The organism is Methylobacterium sp. BTF04, from assembly GCF_010692745.1.
Classification (GTDB): domain Bacteria; phylum Pseudomonadota; class Alphaproteobacteria; order Rhizobiales; family Beijerinckiaceae; genus Methylobacterium.
This window is the reverse complement of sequence record NZ_JAAHTB010000004.1, coordinates 38127-53335: the sequence shown is the minus strand read 5'-3', so window position 1 is coordinate 53335 and position 15209 is coordinate 38127. Positions and strand designations below refer to the sequence as shown.

Genomic DNA, 15209 nt, shown 5'->3' with positions numbered 1-15209 from the left:
TTCGCTACCCGCGAGTCTCGCGCCGATCCGGATTCATCCCGGTAATCCACGGGGTGGTTCTTCAAAAAAACGCTCGAGCAGAGCGGCTGTCCGGGGAGGACGCGGTGACCGGTCGTCATGGGGCGCTGACCCGGCCACGCAGAGTTCGATACGCCCCCTACCCCGGCCTTCATCCCCGTTGTTCACCGGACTGTCGGGTTTTCCACGCCGATCTCGATACGGATCCACGCAGAATCCCATACGGACCGGCGTGAATCATACGCAGAATCCCATACGGACTCGCGCAGAGTCGGATACGGATCCACGCAGAGTTCGATCCGCAAACCCGGCTCAAGTCTCTGGCAAAAAACGGCTTTCTGCTCCCTCTTATAACTTGCAGAAATGACTCTCTGAGAGTCTCTTACTGATACCTTTCCTAAGGCGCGCATCGCTCGTTCGGCAAAGCGAACGCCTGGCTCCACAGAGGTTTTTCAAAGGAATTCGAGGAATGAACACCGGTTGTCCTGGTGTTCTCCCCAGGCCCTGCCCTCTCCTGCGGCATCGAAATCGCCTAGGCTCCACCCATGAGCCAACCCCCGGATGGACCGATGATCGAACCCCTGCTGCAGCTGATGGCGACCTTGCGCGACCCTGAGATAGGCTGTCCCTGGGACGTGGCGCAGACCTCGGCCAGCATCGTGCCGTACACCCTCGAAGAGGCCTATGAGGTTGCCGACGCGGTGGCGCAGGGCGATCCGGACGCTCTGCGCGACGAACTCGGCGACCTGCTGCTCCAGGTGGTCTTCCACGCCCGCATGGCAGAGGAGGCGGGAGCATTCACCTTCGCGGATGTGGTCGCCGCCATCGTCGCCAAGATGGTCCGGCGCCATCCGCACGTCTTCACCACCGACGGAGACGTCCTGCCGGCCGGCGCGCACCGACAAGACGTCGATGCGGTGGCGCGGCAGTGGGAGGCGATCAAAGCGCAGGAGCGGGCTACCCGGCCGGAAGCCGACGCCCGCCCCCTCGGAGACATCGCCGCAGCCCTGCCCGCGCTCACCCGAGCCCACAAGCTCTCCACCAAGGCAGCGGGTTACGGGTTCGACTGGCCCGACGCTTCCCAGGTGGTGGCCAAGGTCCGCGAGGAGATCGACGAGGTCGAAGAGGCCATGGCGGCCGGGGATCCTGACGCGACCCGGGAGGAGATCGGCGATCTTCTGTTTTCGGTGGCCAATCTCGCCCGCCATCTCGGGATCGAATCGGAATATTCCCTAAGAGAGGGGAACATCAAGTTCGAACGCCGCTTCACCGCGATGGCCAAGCTCCTCGCCGATGAAGGGAAACCCTTGGAATCGAGCGATCTTCCGGCCATGGAAGCGGCCTGGAACAGGGTCAAGCGCGCCGAGACATAGCGCGCTGCGCCCTCATCCCTCGGAAGCGTCGGTTCTGGAGAACGGCCAGTCGATGACATGGGTCGCATAGAGCGCCCACCACACGAAGACCGGCTGAAACGCCAGCCGTGGTCCGTGATACCACCAGCTGTCGGGCAGGCCGGCGATGGAGATGCCCTCCACCGCATGCTTGATGTTGGCCGGGAATACACAAACTGCATAGAGCGCCAGCAGGATCCCGGCCCAGCGCCGAGTCGGCGGCCAGAGCAGCCCGACCACGCCGGCGAGTTCACACAGGCCGGTGAGCACCACCACGAGGTGCGGTGCCGGCACCCAGTTCGGCATGATCGGCAGGAACTTGTCCGTGGCGACGAGGTGCACCACCCCGATGAAGCCATAGGCGGCCATCAGCCCGAGGCGCAGCCACAGACGAGAGGCCCTCATGCCGCCATCGCCGCACGCAAAGCTGCGATAAGGACGGCCATCGCCGGATGGTCCGTGAAGACCGTCATGCCGATCGCCGTCACCGGGGCGATGCCGCGGAGCGAGTTGGTGAGGAACACCGCATCCGCTCGTAGCAGCTCAGGCAGCGTCAGCGAGCGTTCCTCCGGCTTGAACCCGAAGGCCGTGGCGCTCCCGAGAATTTCGCCGCGGACGATGCCTGCCAGCACGCCGTCGTGCAGGGGCGGGGTCGCGAGGCGGGTTCCGAACAGGGCGAACAGGTTGCCGGTGCCGGCGCAGGCGACGGCGTCGCGGGTGTTGAGGAACAGGGCCTCGTCGAACCCAGCCGCGCGTGCCTCTCCCGCCGCGAGCACCGCATCGAGGTAGCCGAGGGTCTTCAGGCGCGAAGTCGGCGAAGTCTCGTTGCGGCGGATCGCAGTGGGGTGGAGGCGCAGAGGCGCGAAGGCGAAGCCCGGCGCTACCGGCGCAGCGCTCGCCCACAGCATGGGCCGGGGCTCCGCCGGGGGGGCGAGCCCGCGCGGGCCGGAGCCCCGGGTCACGGTGGTGCGGATCGCCGCCTGGGGAAAGGCGCTCGCCACCGCTCGCATGGCCTCTGCGATCTGGATCGGATCGACGGCGAAGCCGAGAGACGCTGCTGCCGCTACGAGCCGAGCCACATGCGCCTCCGCGAAGACGATGCGTCCGTCAAGGGCGAGCGCCGTGTCGAAGGCCCCATCGCCGAGGGTCAGCCCACGGTCGGTCAGGTCGAAGGGCGCCCGCGTCCCCGCGATGAGCGCTCCGTCAAACCAGAGCATGAGTCTCGACCGCGTCCGATCGAAATCCGCCATTCGTCCGCCACGCGCGCGCTAGGCTCAAGAAATTGGCGAACAGGGCGTGGCCGTTCTCGGTGAGCACCGATTCCGGATGGAACTGGATGCCCCAGGTCGGGTGGGTCCTGTGCGAGAGTGCCATCACCTCCCCTTCCGCCGAGACCGCGTCGATGGCGAGCTGCTGGTCCATGCCGGGCTGGGGCGTGACGATGAGGGAATGGTAGCGGCCCACCTGCATCGGATTGGGCAGGCCGGTGAACAGGCCGCGTCCGTCATGGGTGATCGGTGTCGCCTGTCCGTGCAGGGGGCGGCCGGCGCGTGTGACGGTTCCGCCGAAGGCTGCACCGATGGCCTGATGTCCGAGACACACTCCGAGCAGCGGGATTTCTCCCGACAATGCCCGGATCGCCGGCAGCGAGATTCCGGCCTCGGCCGGTGTGCAGGGACCGGGCGAGATCACCACGGCTTCAGGCTCGAGGGCTCGGATACCGGCGATGTCGAGGGCGTCGTTGCGCACCACCCGGACGCTCTGCCCGAGTTCCTCGAAATAGCGGACGACGTTGAAGACGAAGGAATCGTAATTGTCGACGACGAGGATCATCGGCCGCCCTCCCCGTCCGGCGCGAAGGCCTCGAACACCCGGGCGGCTTTGGTCAGGGTCTCCTCGTATTCCGGCCCCGGCTCGGAAAGCAGCGTGATGCCTCCGCCGGCCTGGAGCACGGCGATGCGGTCGTCCATGAACACCGTGCGGATGGCTATGGAGGTGTCGAGCGAGCCGTCAAAGCCGATGGCGCCGATGGCCCCGCAATAGAGTTCGCGCGCATCGCCCTCGATCTGCGTGATGATGTCCATGGCCCGAAGCTTCGGCGCCCCGGTGATCGAGCCGCCGGGAAACGTCGCCGCGATGAGGTCGATGGCGTCCATATCCGCCTTCAGGGTTCCGGTGACCACCGATACGAGATGGTGGACGGAGGCGTAGGATTCGAGCCCGCACAGAACCGGCACCTGCACGCTGTGCGGCTCGCAGATGCGCGAGAGGTCGTTGCGCAGCAGGTCGACGATCATGATGTTCTCGGCGCGCTCCTTCAGGTCGGCCTGCAGCGCCTCTCCCAGGCGCGTATCCGCCTCCGGATTGGCCACGCGCCGCACCGTGCCCTTGATCGGCCGGGTCTCGATGGCGCGGCCGGCGAGCTTCAGAAAGCGCTCCGGGCTGCTCGAGGCGATGCGCAGACCGTCGAATGCCAGATAGGCGCCGAAGGTCGCCGGATTGGTAGCGCGCAGGCGGCGATAGAGCGCGAATGCGTCGAAGCCCTCGGCCAGATCCGCTGTGAAACGTTGGGAGATATTGGCCTGATAAATGTCTCCGGCCCGGATATAGTCGCGCACGCGCTCCACCGCGGCCTCGTAGCCTGCACGGGTGAAGTTCGAATGCCAGGCGAGCGGTCCCTGGGCGGTGGGCTCGGGGGTCGGTCTCGCGCCCTCCAGAAGACGGGCAAAGTGCGCGAGTCGTGCTGTGGCCCGCTTCTCGCGGGCGCCACTCTCCGTCTCGGGAAAGCCCGTGGCGATCAGGAGGCAGCGGCCGGTCTCGTGATCGATGGTGAGGATCGTATCGTAGAGGTTGAAGGCGATATCGTCGCACAATCCCGCGCGCCGGGCCGGGGCCGCGACCCGCTCCAGGCGGGCGCCGAGATCATAGGCGAAATAACCGATGGCCCCGCCGGCGAAAGCCGGCAGGTCGGCGTCGGGCGCCATGCGGTAGGGGGCGAGGCAGGCGCGCAGGGCTTCGAGCCCGGTGCCCGGTACCGGGCGACCATCCAGGGTCGCGCGACCGTCGCGATACCGGAATCGTGCGAACGGATCGACCGCCAGGGTCGAGGTTCGCCCCAGGGTCTTGTGGTGCATGGCACTGTCGAGAAAGGCGAGGCCCGGCCAGACGGCCAGGGCCTCCGCCGCAGCGACGGGATCGACGAACGGGATCTCTCGGGTCCACATGATGGCTCTGACTTAGATGCTCACGCGGGAAACGGATACCGGGGTCGCTCCGGTATCTGCTCAGGTGGCATGCGCGACACCGCCGCGGAAGCGTCATGCGCGCATGGCTCTGCCCGCGGACTGGCGACGAGGCTCGCATGCCGGGGCCGATGCGGTTATAGGGTTGTCAACCCGCATTTCCGCATCCACTCCGATTTCACGGCCGGTCCGGTTTTTCCCGTGTCCATGCCCGACGAGCATCCATGACCGCATCCCCCACGCTGCCGATCGTGCCGAAGGCCGCCCCGAAGATTTCCTTCGTCTCGCTCGGCTGCCCCAAAGCCCTGGTCGATTCCGAGCGTATCCTCACGCATCTGCGCGCGGAAGGCTACGAACTCGCCCGACGCCACGACGGTGCGGATGTGGTCATCGTCAACACCTGCGGCTTCCTCGATTCGGCCAAGGCCGAGTCACTCTCGGCCATCGGCGAGGCCATGGCCGAGAACGGTCGGGTCATCGTCACTGGATGCATGGGAGCGCAGCCCGAGGAGATACGCGAAAAGTATCCCAACCTCCTCGCGGTCACCGGACCGCAGGCCTACGAGTCGGTGGTGGCAGCGGTGCACGAGGCGGTGCCTCCGGCGCACGACCCGTTTTTTGACCTGGTGCCGCCACAGGGGGTGAAGCTCACTCCGCGCCACTATGCTTACTTAAAGATTTCAGAGGGCTGCAACAATCGCTGCACCTTCTGCATCATCCCATCTCTCCGCGGCGACCTCGTCAGCCGCCCGGCCGGCGACGTGCTTCGCGAGGCCGAGAAGCTGGTGAAGGCCGGCGTCAAGGAATTGCTGGTGGTCTCCCAGGATACCAGTGCCTACGGCGTCGATATCCGCTACGCCACGAGCCCGTGGCAGGGCCGCGAGGTGCGGGCCAAGTTCTACGACCTCGCCGCCGAACTCGGTGAGCTCGGGGCCTGGGTGCGGATGCACTACGTCTATCCCTATCCGCACGTGGACGAGGTCATCCCGTTGATGGCCGAGGGTAAGATTCTGCCCTACCTCGACATGCCGCTCCAGCATGCGAGCCCGTCCGTGCTCAAGCGCATGCGCCGTCCGGGCAACCAGGAAAAGCAGTTGGAGCGCATCCGGCGCTGGCGCGAGGTCTGCCCGGATCTGGCCATCCGCTCGACCTTCATCGTCGGCTTCCCCGGTGAGACCGAGGCGGAATTCGAAGAGTTGCTCGGCTGGATTCGCGAAGCCAAGCTCGAGCGCGTCGGCTGCTTCGAGTACGAGCCGGTGGGCGGCGCGGTGGCCAACGGTCTTGGCGACCTCGTCCCGCCTGAGGTCAAGGCCGAGCGTAAGCGCCGCTTCATGGAGGCGCAGCAAAGTGTCTCTGCCCGCCTGCAGAAGGCGCGTGTGGGCAAACGCCTGCCCGTCATCATCGATGCCGTCGCGGGCGGCGTCGCCAAGGGCCGCTCGAAATACGACGCGCCCGAGATCGACGGCAACGTTCATGTTACCTCGCGCCGGCCATTGCGGGTGGGCGACATCGTTACGGTGAAGATCGAGCGGGCGGATGCCTATGATCTCTACGGCAGCGCGGTCTAACGCTCCCGACCGGCACCCTAGCTGCCGCCGATCGCCCCGCTCTTGATCCGGTCCACCCCGGCGCTCTGCATCGCCGCCCAAGCGCGCTTCACCGAGCCGTCGATGTCGATACCGCGCACAGCATCGATCACCACGCGTGCCTCGAAGCCCGCCTCCTTGGCATCGATGGCGCTCCAGCCGACACAGTAATCGGTGGCGAGCCCGCACAGGACCACGCGGGTAAACCCGCGCTCGGCGAGGTAACCGGCAAGGCCGGTCCGTGTGCTCCGATCGGCCTCTAGGAAGGCCGAATAGCTGTCGACGTCCTGGTGACAGCCTTTGCGGATCACCAGTTCGGCCCGTTCCGCCCTAAGACCGGGCGCTAAGGCGGCGCCGTGCGTGCCCTGCACACAATGCTCCGGCCACAGCACCTGAGACCCGTAGGGCATCGCCACGGTCTCGAACGCCGCCTTGCCGGGATGGCTGGTGGCGAAGGAGGCATGGCCCGGCGGATGCCAATCCTGTGTCAGCACCACGTGCGGAAACAGGCCGATGAGGCGGTTGATCGGGCCGATCACCGTATCGCCATCCGGCACGGCCAGCGCGCCGCCGGGCAGGAAATCCACCTGCACGTCGACCACGAGGAGGACGTCGCCACGTCCCGGGATCACGGTATCCTCCGATCCGGGTATCGCAGGATCACGGGATCATCACCGTGGCGCCGGTGGTCTTGCGGCCGGCGAGGTCCCGGTGGACCTGGGGCGCATCTGCGAGCTTGGCCTGGGCATGGACCGGAATCGTGACGGCGCCGCTCGCCACCACGCCGAACAGGTTCTTCGCCATGGCGTCCAGCGTGGCGCGATTGCTCGCATGGGCGAAGAGCGAAGGGCGGGTCGCGTAGAGCGAGCCCTTCTGGCCGAGCAGCGCCAGGCTGAAATCGTCCACCGGGCCGGAGGCCGAGCCGAAGCTGACGAACAGGCCGAGCGGGCTGATGCAGTCGAGGGAGGCGGGGAAGGTGTCGCGCCCGACCCCGTCATAGACTACCTGGACACCCTTGCCGTCCGTGATCTCCTTCACCCGTGCGGCGAAATCCTCGTCGCGGTAGAGGATGACGTGGTCGCAGCCATTGGCCTTGGCCAATTCGGCCTTCTCCTCCGAGCCCACCGTGCCGATGACGGTGGCGCCGAGATGCTTGGCCCATTGGCAGGCGATGAGCCCGACGCCGCCGGCTGCGGCGTGGAACAGGATCGTATCGCCGGGTTTCACTGCGTAAGTCCGGTGCAGCAGGTACTCGGCGGTCAGGCCCTTGAGCATCATCGCGGCGGCGGTGGTGTCGTCCACCCCGTCGGCGAGATGGACGGCGGCGCTGGCGTTGATCACCACCTCCTGCGCGTAGGTGCCCGCGGCCGAGCCGTAGGCGACCCGCTCGCCGATGCGGAAGCCGGTGACGCCCTCGCCCACCGCGATCACCTCACCGGCGCCCTCGTTGCCGGGGGTGAAGGGCAGTTGCGGCACCTTGTAGGTGCCCGAGCGGAAGTAGATGTCGATGAAGTTGACACCGATGGCCGTCTGGCGGACGCGGATCTGGCCCGGCCCCGGGTTCGCAACGGTGACCTCCTCGTAGAGCATCACCTCGGGACCGCCGTACTCGTGAACCCGGATCGCCTTGGGCATCGTCGTTCTCCTGGTGGTAGCCTGTGGGAGGCGAGATAGACTGTGCACCGCCTCGGGCAATGGTCTTTGCAAGGGTCCCTGGCCGGATCTGCGGCTCACGGCCTCGAAAGCCGCCTCTGCCGTGCGCCGCCGCACCCGGTCAGGTTTGGCCCATCGCGCGCGCAGATCCAATTGCGCCAAGGCCCGCTTTACCGTTAGATAAGACCAGCCGGATTTCTAGCCCTGTGCAATTCGTAGTTGTTCTTGCTCTATACGCGACCTTGAAGGCAAACGGGCCGGATGGATGAGATCGTCTGGATATGTCCTGCCGGGTACGATCCCTCCGTCCAGGCCGGTACGATCTTTCGGCCGCAAGCCGATCTGCCGACCTTCGAGGTTCTGGAGCGTCGCCTCGTCGTGATGATGTTCAATCCCGGTACTGCCTGGGACATCAAGCCGTTCACGCAGCTCACCCTGCGGATCGTGGAACACGGCATCGCCCATGGCGGAACGGCCGTGACCCGTGCGGAGGCCGGTCACACGATTCCGGTGAGGTAGTAGACGCCGATCACCAGGAACACCGCGCTCGTCTTCAACACGGTGATCGCGAAGATGTCGGCATAGGCCTGCCGATGCGTGAGGCCTGTCACCGAAAGCAGAGTGATGACGGCGCCGTTATGGGGCAGCGTGTCCATGCCCCCGCTCGCCATGGCGGCGACCCGGTGCAGCACCTCCATGGGGATGTTGGCGGCCTGTGCCGCTGCGATGAAGGTCGACGACATGGCCGCCAGCGCGATGCTCAGGCCCCCCGAGGCCGAGCCGGTGATGCCGGCCAGCGCCGTGACGGTGATGGCCTCGTTGACCAGCGGGTTGGGGATCGCCGACAGGACTTCACGGATCACGAGGAAGCCGGGCAATGCGGCGATCACCGCGCCGAAGCCGTATTCGGAGGCGGTGTTCATGGCGGCCAGCAGCGAGCCCGTCACCGCCGCCCGGCTGCCTTCGGCGAAGCCTCGGCTGACCGGCTTCCAGGCAAAGGCCAGGACCGTGAGGATGCCGGCGAGCAGCGCCAGTTCCACCGCCCAGATCGCGGTGACGGACGAGAGCGTGGTGACGATGGGCTTGTCGAGACCGGCCAGCACCGTCTCGATCTTCGGCCCGTACAGGCGCGGAAGCGCCGCCGTGAAGGCGAGGTTCGAGAGCCCCACCACCACGAGCGGCAGCAGGGCGATGGCCGGGTGGGCGCGAGAGGCCTCGTCCACCACCACCGGCTCGTTGGTGTGGCCGGTCCCGTAGCCCTCGCCCTTGCGCCGGGCCGAGGCGATGCGCCGGTCGAGATAGGCCACACCGACCACGAGGATGAAGGCTGCGCCGATGAGGCCCAGCCACGGGGCGGCCCAGGTATTGGTGCCGAAGAAGGTGGTGGGGATGATGTTCTGGATCTGCGGCGTGCCGGGCAGCGCGTCCATCGTGTAGGAGAACGCGCCGAGCGCGATGGTACCGGGGATCAGGCGTTTGGGGATGTCCCCGAGGCGGAAGGCTTCCGCCGCGAACGGATAGACCGCGAATACCACCACGAAGAGCGAGACGCCGCCATAGGTGAGCAGGTTGCACACCAGCACGATGGAGAGCACGGCGCGGCGCGGGCCGACGAGGTCGATGACCGCGGTGACGATCGAGCGGGAGAACCCCGACATCTCGATGACCTTGCCGAACACGGCGCCGAGCAGGAACACCGGGAAGTACAGCTTCACGAAGCCGACCATCTTCTCCATGAACAGCCCACTGAACACCGGCAGAACCGCCGACGGATCGGTGATCAGAACCGCGAGCAGGGCCGCCACGGGCGCGAACAGGATGACGCTGAAGCCCCGATAAGCGACGAGCATCAGGAAGCCGAGCGCCAGAAGCGCGATCGTCAGGCTCACGGGCCGAATTCCTTCCAGGGCTGGCCATTGGAGGCCTTGGCGCGATGCTACAGAGGGCAATCGTGCCGCGCCATCGCGCACTTGACCGATCCAGGGGCGACCCTCTGTTAAGGATCGAGACTGACGCAGCCGATTTGATCCGGCAGCGCATCGGGAGACCGGACTCGTGGTGACATCGCCTTCTCTCCCTCCCCGCTTCGAGGTTGCCGTCGTGGGAGCCGGAGCGGCCGGTCTCGGCCTCGCCCTAAGTCTCGCGCGCGACGGAATCGCCACCGCCCTCGTCGGACGTCACGCGCCGGTGGCCGACGGGCGCACCGTGGCCTTGCTCGACGGCTCGGTGCGCTTCCTCCAGGCGCTCGGGGCCTGGGAGGCGATCGCTCCTCATGCGGCACCCCTGGCCGAGCTCCACATTGTCGACGACACCGGCAGCCTGTTCCGACCACCGCCGGCCCGCTTCGTCGCCACCGAGATCGGTCTGGCCGCTTTCGGCTGGAACGTCGAGAGCGCGCGCCTCGTCGATTCGTTGCGTGACCGCGCCCGCGCGATGCCGAACCTGACCCTGTTCGAGAGCGACGCCGACGCGTTCGTGCCCGGTGAGGCCGCAGCCGACCTCATTCTCGCCGACGGGCGCTGCCTCACTGCCCGGCTCGTGGCCGGGGCGGATGGAGCGCGCTCGAAACTGCGCCAGACCGCCGGGATCAAGACGCGAGACTGGTCATATCCCCAGGCGGCGATCACCACGATCCTGGCCCATATACGTCCGCACCGGGACGTCTCCACCGAGTTCCATACGCGCCAAGGGCCCTTCACCCTCGTGCCGCTGCCGGGCGGACACCGCTCCAGCCTCGTCTGGGTCATGGGCGAGATGGCGGCCAAGCGCCTCGCCGCCCTCGACGATGGGCCGTTCGCCCGTACCATCGAGGACCAGGCGCAGGCGATGCTCGGGTCCATGCGGATCGACGGACCGCGCGGCCTCGTGCCGATGCGGGGCATGTCGCTTCCGAGCCCCGTGGCGACGCGCCTCGCCCTCATCGGAGAGGCCGCGCACGTCTTTCCACCGATCGGAGCTCAGGGGCTCAACCTCGGTCTGCGCGATGCGGCGGCGCTGCGGGATGCCGTCGTCGCGGCTGTGGCCGACGGGCGCGATCCCGGCTCCCACGCGGCGCTCGTCGGCTTCGCCCGCGGCCGGACCATCGATGCCCGGCTCCGGACCACGGCGGTGGATGCGCTCAACCGCAGCCTGCTCGCCGGCTTCCTGCCCGTCGATGCCCTGCGCGGGCTCGGCCTCCTCGCCATGACGACGATCACGCCGCTGCGGCGCCTCGTGATGCGTGAAGGCGTGCTGCCGCGCCTCGGTGCACCGAGCTTGATGCGCTGAGCGGGATCAGCGCCGGGCGAGATTCTGCCCGGAAGGTCTCGCCTCGCCGACGCTGCTCAGCGAGACCGGCGGCAGGGTCTTCCGCGCGGCCTCTCCACCGAATGCGGTGCCGGCACGGCCGAGCGCCTCTCCGTGGGTGAACAGCGCCTTCATGTAGGTCTGGTCGAAGGGGGCCGCCGTGGTCTGGGTGAAGCGCCCGTCGATTAGCGCCACCTGGAGATCGAGGCCGGTACGCTGGGCAAAGGCGCGGCTGAGCGCCAGAGAAGCCCGGGTCTGGGCCTTGATCGCCGCCGACATCGAGCGGCCGAGCACGCTCAGTGTCGTGCGTGAGGCCATCTGGAAGTCCGGGGTGATCGTGTTGTTCACCACGAGGTAGACGCGATGCGTCGGCAGGGGGGCGGCGCTCGGGTCGAGCAGGATGGCTTCCGGGGCGAGATAGTACGGCGCTGTGGTGCCACCGTCGTCGTGCATTTCCTGGAAGCGCTTCCCGTCGGTGGCGACCGCATCGATCATCACCGGCGGAAACACGCCAGGCACCGCCGCGGAGGCGAGGATCACGGCGCGGAACAGGTCGAGCGCCTTGGGGCCGCCGGCACTGGCGATAGCGCCCATGTCCCACAGGACCGGACGTTCGCCATCCACCGCATTGGTGGCGATGAGAAGGCGTCGGCCCTTGGCATGCTCCACCGCCACGGCTTTCAGAAGTTTCACCGTCACCGATTTCTCGATGCGGCGCTTGAGCGGCCAAGTGTCGGTGAGCGCCTCGGTGGTGCCGCCGAACTCGAAGACGTCGGCGGCCGAGATTTCGGTGTAGCTCTGGCGCAGGGCCTCGTCCCCGGTGGAGCCGATGAAGGCGAACGGCGCGATCATCGCCCCGGTGCTGACGCCGGTGACGATACCGAATACGGGCCGTGTGCCGGCTTCGCTCCAGCCTCTGAGGAGGCCGGCTGCAAAGGCGCCGTTCTCGCCGCCGCCCGACAGCACGAGCCAGGGATCGCTGGCGGCCTCCGCCCCGTCGACGAGCCTGCGAAACGCTTGCGCGTCGTCGCCGGGAATCCGAACCGCGGCGGGAAGTCGATCGGGCCGGGCGCCGATGGCCTCGGCCTGCGTGTAGGCCACACGCGCGGTCGGGTTCGGCCGTTCGGCGGCGGCGGCGATTTGCGGAAGGCTGAGGCCGATCACGAGTGCGCCCAGGAGCGCCGGGTGCCGAAGGCGATACCGCCTGATCGATGATCCGGACATGGGTCCGTCCTTCGTATCGTATGAGGTGCCCGCCTCGCTCTTCAGAACGTCAGACGGCGACTCACGTTCCGATGGTCCTCCCGTCTCGACTCCATGGCAAATGCTTTGCGTGCGTCGGCACACCTTTACGACAAGGCCGGCGTTGCACTAACCGCTGAGGCGGGACACCGACGCTTAAGAAAAACGCGGAGCACGAGACGCCGATGAAACTGCCACGCCGCTTCTTCCAGCCGCTCGCCACCGGCGCGCCGGCCCCGTTTCGCGAGCTTCCGATCAAGCTCGAGCGGATGATCCACTTCGTGCCGCCCCACAACGACAAGGTCCGCGCCCGCGTTCCGGAACTCGCGGCCAGCGTCGACGTGGTGCTCGGCAACCTCGAGGATGCGGTGCCGATCGACCAGAAGGAGGCGGCGCGCAAGGGCTTCGTGGCGATGGCGCAGGCCACCGACTTCGCGGCCAGCGGCACGGGCCTTTGGACCCGCATCAACGCCTTCAACTCGCCCTGGATTCTCGACGATCTCTTCGAGATCGTGTCTCAGGTCGGCAGCAAGCTCGATGTGGTGATGGTGCCGAAGGTCGAGGGGCCGTGGGACATCCACTATATCGACCAGCTGCTGGCTCAGCTCGAAGCGAAGCACGGCGTCACCAAGCCGATCCTCGTTCATGCGATCCTCGAGACGGCCGAGGGCGTCGCCAACGTCGATGCCATCGCCTCCGCCTCGCCGCGCATGCATGGCATGAGCCTCGGCCCCGCCGACCTCGCCGCCTCGCGCGGCATGAAGACCACCCGGGTCGGCGGTGGCCATCCCGATTACCGCGTCATCGCCGATCCGACCTCGGACGGCGCCGCCCGGGCGTCCGCCCAGCAGGATTTGTGGCACTACACCATCGCGAAAATGGTCGATGCCTGCATGGCCAATGGGCTGAAGGCCTTCTACGGCCCGTTCGGCGACTTCTCGGACGGGGATGCCTGCGAGGCCCAGTTCCGCAACGCCTTCCTGATGGGATGCGCCGGTGCCTGGACGCTGCACCCGAATCAGGTCGCCATCGCCAAGCGGGTCTTCGCCCCCGATCCAGCCGAGGTCGCTTTCGCGGTGCGGATCGTCGAGGCGATGCCGGACGGGACCGGCGCGGTGATGCTCGACGGCAAGATGCAGGACGACGCAACCTGGAAGCAGGCCAAGGTCATCGTCGACCTCGCCAAGCTGGTGGCCGAGAAAGACCCGGACCTCGCCAAGACCTACGGGCTGAAGTGACGGCAGACAGCCCGAACTGAGGTGTTTTCGCCACCCGTTGTCATCGGCGTCGCGTCGCCGATGACAACGGGGGCAAGCCGTCTTATTTTGAGATCATGACCGATACGATCACTGCCGACCCGATGATGAGAACCGCGAAATTCGGCCTGGGCGCCGTCGTCCGCCACCGGATCTATCCGTTCCGCGGCGTCGTGTTCGACGTCGACCCGGTATTCGACAATACCGAGGAATGGTGGCTGGCGATTCCCGAAGAGGTGCGTCCCCGCAAGGACCAGCCGTTCTACCACCTCCTCGCCGAAAATTCGGAAAGCGAATACGTCGCCTACGTCTCCGAACAGAACCTCGTATCCGATACGTCGGGCGAAGCCTTGCGCCACGCCGGTATCGCCGAGGTTTTCGATCTGGATGCCGAGGGCTTCTATCGCGTGCGGGATTCTCACCCGAACTGAACGGGCGCGGTTTCGCCTGGGTGGACCGTACGCGTAAAAAAGGCCGGGCGATTGCCCGGCCTTTTTCAGTGTGGTCCGACCGGATCGGGTGCGATCAGGGCTTGGGTGCTGCCGAGGGGGCCGGGGTGCCGCCGGCGGCATTCTGCTGCTCGAGCTTCTTGCGCATGTCGTCGCTGCGCTTCTCCAGCTCGGACTGAAGCTTCTTCTGCTGCTCTTCCAGCACCTTCGGGTCGATGGCCGGGCCGTCGAAGGCCTTGCCGAAGCCGGCGAGCGGCACGGCGAAGGTGACCTCGCGCTGGGTCTGGTTCTGGACGCTGACGTTGAGGGTGGTGCCCTTCTTCATCGCGTTGACGAGGTCGGTGCTCACGCCGCCGGCCTCGGCGAAGCAGCCGTTGGGGAAGCAGACGGCGAACTTGCCGGCGGTGCCCTGCTGTCCGTCGATGGTGAAGCGAATGCCCGGCTGCAGCAGCAGGCCGAGCGGCAGTAGGTAGCGCACCACGCGCACGTTCTGCTGGGCGTTCTTCATGTCGTAGACGGCGACCGCGAGCACCGGCTGGCCCTGGTCGGAAACGAAGTCGCGGGTAGTGTAGCAGACGTCCGTGGCGCTCGCCTGGTCCTTACCGCAGACCTTGGTCCAATCGGTCTGCGACGGCTCGGACTTGACGTTGACGGTCTGGGGGCCGGTCTGCTGCTGGGCCATGCCGCCCTGGGGCGCACCGGCGGCGGGAGCAGCCGGCGCCGGGGCGGCCGGGGCGGGAGCGGTCGGCGCGGCCTTCTTCGGCTGGGCCTGGGCGAGGCTCGGTCCGACAAGGCCCGCCACGGCGAGGAGGGCGGCGATGCGCAGCGGGCGCGCGGGACGGTTGGCGAAGAACATCAGCTCTGACCCCTTGGATTCGGCGTGTAGGATTCGGCTCGCGGGATGCGTCTTCCGAAAGGATGGGACGCGGGTTTTCGGTGGGCGTTTCGACTCGGCCGGGATCGTGACGACGGCGCGATGAAAACCCTCCACCGGCACGCGGTTGCGCGACCTGCACCAGGCAGCAGCGCGTCTCGACCCCGCTCGAACGACCGGGCGGTCTGCTTTCCCCCGGAATGCGGCGAAGAC

15 protein-coding genes are annotated in these 15209 nt (G+C 67.2%); 6 read left to right on the top strand and 9 right to left on the bottom strand.

Annotation, left to right across the window (positions count from 1 at the left end; all coding sequences use genetic code 11):
• Positions 1 to 587: 587 nt before the first annotated feature.
• Positions 588 to 1391, top strand: a complete 804-nt coding sequence (gene mazG / locus G3T14_RS03860; protein ID WP_163640238.1) for a nucleoside triphosphate pyrophosphohydrolase — start codon at positions 588 to 590, stop codon at positions 1389 to 1391.
• 12 nt (positions 1392 to 1403) lie between these two features.
• Here mazG and G3T14_RS03855 read toward each other — a convergent pair whose 3' ends face one another.
• Genes G3T14_RS03855 through pabB form a run of 4 tightly spaced genes read right to left on the bottom strand, consistent with a single transcriptional unit; the run spans position 1404 to position 4633 of the window.
• Positions 1404 to 1814 (bottom strand): DoxX family protein, encoded by a 411-nt coding sequence (locus G3T14_RS03855; protein WP_163640236.1) that lies wholly within the window; start codon positions 1812 to 1814, stop codon positions 1404 to 1406.
• The gene (locus G3T14_RS03850; protein WP_163640234.1) at positions 1811 to 2626 is read right to left on the bottom strand and encodes an aminotransferase class IV; all 816 of its coding nucleotides are present in this window, start codon (positions 2624 to 2626) and stop codon (positions 1811 to 1813) included. Before G3T14_RS03850 ends, G3T14_RS03855 begins: the two co-directional genes overlap by 4 nt.
• A complete protein-coding gene (locus G3T14_RS03845; RefSeq protein WP_163640231.1) occupies positions 2613 to 3242 on the bottom strand; it encodes an aminodeoxychorismate/anthranilate synthase component II in 630 nt (209 codons plus the stop codon). Before G3T14_RS03845 ends, G3T14_RS03850 begins: the two co-directional genes overlap by 14 nt.
• On the bottom strand, positions 3239 to 4633 hold the full coding sequence (gene pabB / locus G3T14_RS03840) for an aminodeoxychorismate synthase component I (protein ID WP_163640229.1): 1395 nt from the start codon (positions 4631 to 4633) through the stop codon (positions 3239 to 3241). The genes G3T14_RS03845 and pabB overlap by 4 nt, the downstream gene beginning before the upstream one ends.
• 242 nt (positions 4634 to 4875) lie before the next feature.
• On the opposite strand from pabB, the gene rimO reads away from it, so the two are divergent.
• Positions 4876 to 6219 carry a 30S ribosomal protein S12 methylthiotransferase RimO gene (rimO, locus tag G3T14_RS03835; protein WP_163640227.1) on the top strand — a complete coding sequence of 448 codons (1344 nt, stop codon included), beginning with the start codon at positions 4876 to 4878 and terminating at the stop codon, positions 6217 to 6219.
• 17 nt (positions 6220 to 6236) lie between these two features.
• Here the strand turns inward: rimO and pncA are convergent, their stop codons facing one another.
• Both pncA and G3T14_RS03825 read right to left on the bottom strand, forming a co-directional pair.
• On the bottom strand, positions 6237 to 6869 hold the full coding sequence (gene pncA, locus G3T14_RS03830; protein WP_163640226.1) for a bifunctional nicotinamidase/pyrazinamidase: 633 nt from the start codon (positions 6867 to 6869) through the stop codon (positions 6237 to 6239).
• A gap of 28 nt (positions 6870 to 6897) precedes the next feature.
• Positions 6898 to 7872, bottom strand: coding sequence for a quinone oxidoreductase (locus tag G3T14_RS03825; protein ID WP_163640224.1), 975 nt, complete (start codon positions 7870 to 7872; stop codon positions 6898 to 6900).
• A gap of 279 nt (positions 7873 to 8151) precedes the next feature.
• On the opposite strand from G3T14_RS03825, the gene G3T14_RS03820 reads away from it, so the two are divergent.
• Positions 8152 to 8409 carry a hypothetical protein gene (locus G3T14_RS03820; RefSeq protein ID WP_204262614.1) on the top strand — a complete coding sequence of 86 codons (258 nt, stop codon included), beginning with the start codon at positions 8152 to 8154 and terminating at the stop codon, positions 8407 to 8409.
• Here the strand turns inward: G3T14_RS03820 and G3T14_RS03815 are convergent.
• On the bottom strand, positions 8388 to 9779 hold the full coding sequence (locus G3T14_RS03815) for a GntP family permease (RefSeq protein ID WP_163640222.1): 1392 nt from the start codon (positions 9777 to 9779) through the stop codon (positions 8388 to 8390). The genes G3T14_RS03820 and G3T14_RS03815 overlap by 22 nt on opposite strands.
• 166 nt (positions 9780 to 9945) lie before the next feature.
• Here G3T14_RS03815 and G3T14_RS03810 point away from each other — a divergent pair, with 166 nt between their 5' ends.
• On the top strand, positions 9946 to 11157 hold the full coding sequence (locus G3T14_RS03810) for an FAD-dependent monooxygenase (RefSeq protein WP_163640220.1): 1212 nt from the start codon (positions 9946 to 9948) through the stop codon (positions 11155 to 11157).
• Between the two features lie 6 nt (positions 11158 to 11163).
• Here G3T14_RS03810 and G3T14_RS03805 read toward each other — a convergent pair whose 3' ends face one another.
• Complete coding sequence (locus G3T14_RS03805; protein WP_163640218.1) at positions 11164 to 12399, bottom strand: patatin-like phospholipase family protein; 1236 nt, start codon at positions 12397 to 12399, stop codon at positions 11164 to 11166.
• 203 nt (positions 12400 to 12602) lie between these two features.
• Between G3T14_RS03805 and G3T14_RS03800 the strand changes: the two genes are divergently transcribed.
• Positions 12603 to 13655, top strand: a complete 1053-nt coding sequence (locus G3T14_RS03800; RefSeq protein ID WP_163640216.1) for a CoA ester lyase — start codon at positions 12603 to 12605, stop codon at positions 13653 to 13655.
• A gap of 95 nt (positions 13656 to 13750) precedes the next feature.
• A complete protein-coding gene (gene hspQ / locus G3T14_RS03795; protein WP_163640214.1) occupies positions 13751 to 14104 on the top strand; it encodes a heat shock protein HspQ in 354 nt (117 codons plus the stop codon).
• A gap of 94 nt (positions 14105 to 14198) precedes the next feature.
• Here the strand turns inward: hspQ and G3T14_RS03790 are convergent, their stop codons facing one another.
• Positions 14199 to 14978 carry an invasion associated locus B family protein gene (locus G3T14_RS03790; protein WP_163640207.1) on the bottom strand — a complete coding sequence of 260 codons (780 nt, stop codon included), beginning with the start codon at positions 14976 to 14978 and terminating at the stop codon, positions 14199 to 14201.
• Positions 14979 to 15209: the final 231 nt, after the last annotated feature.

Bases quoted from the DNA above. Each gene is read 5' to 3' on its own strand.
- mazG (WP_163640238.1), top strand. From the start codon at position 588: ATGATCGAACCCCTGCTGCAGCTGATGGCGACCTTGCGCGACCCTGAG.
- G3T14_RS03855 (WP_163640236.1), bottom strand. From the start codon at position 1,814: ATGAGGGCCTCTCGTCTGTGGCTGCGCCTCGGGCTGATGGCCGCCTAT.
- G3T14_RS03850 (WP_163640234.1), bottom strand. From the start codon at position 2,626: ATGCTCTGGTTTGACGGAGCGCTCATCGCGGGGACGCGGGCGCCCTTC.
- G3T14_RS03845 (WP_163640231.1), bottom strand. From the start codon at position 3,242: ATGATCCTCGTCGTCGACAATTACGATTCCTTCGTCTTCAACGTCGTC.
- pabB (WP_163640229.1), bottom strand. From the start codon at position 4,633: ATGTGGACCCGAGAGATCCCGTTCGTCGATCCCGTCGCTGCGGCGGAG.
- rimO (WP_163640227.1), top strand. From the start codon at position 4,876: ATGACCGCATCCCCCACGCTGCCGATCGTGCCGAAGGCCGCCCCGAAG.
- G3T14_RS03825 (WP_163640224.1), bottom strand. From the start codon at position 7,872: ATGCCCAAGGCGATCCGGGTTCACGAGTACGGCGGTCCCGAGGTGATG.
- G3T14_RS03820 (WP_204262614.1), top strand. From the start codon at position 8,152: ATGGATGAGATCGTCTGGATATGTCCTGCCGGGTACGATCCCTCCGTC.
- G3T14_RS03805 (WP_163640218.1), bottom strand. From the start codon at position 12,399: ATGTCCGGATCATCGATCAGGCGGTATCGCCTTCGGCACCCGGCGCTC.
- G3T14_RS03800 (WP_163640216.1), top strand. From the start codon at position 12,603: ATGAAACTGCCACGCCGCTTCTTCCAGCCGCTCGCCACCGGCGCGCCG.
- hspQ (WP_163640214.1), top strand. From the start codon at position 13,751: ATGACCGATACGATCACTGCCGACCCGATGATGAGAACCGCGAAATTC.
- G3T14_RS03790 (WP_163640207.1), bottom strand. From the start codon at position 14,978: ATGTTCTTCGCCAACCGTCCCGCGCGCCCGCTGCGCATCGCCGCCCTC.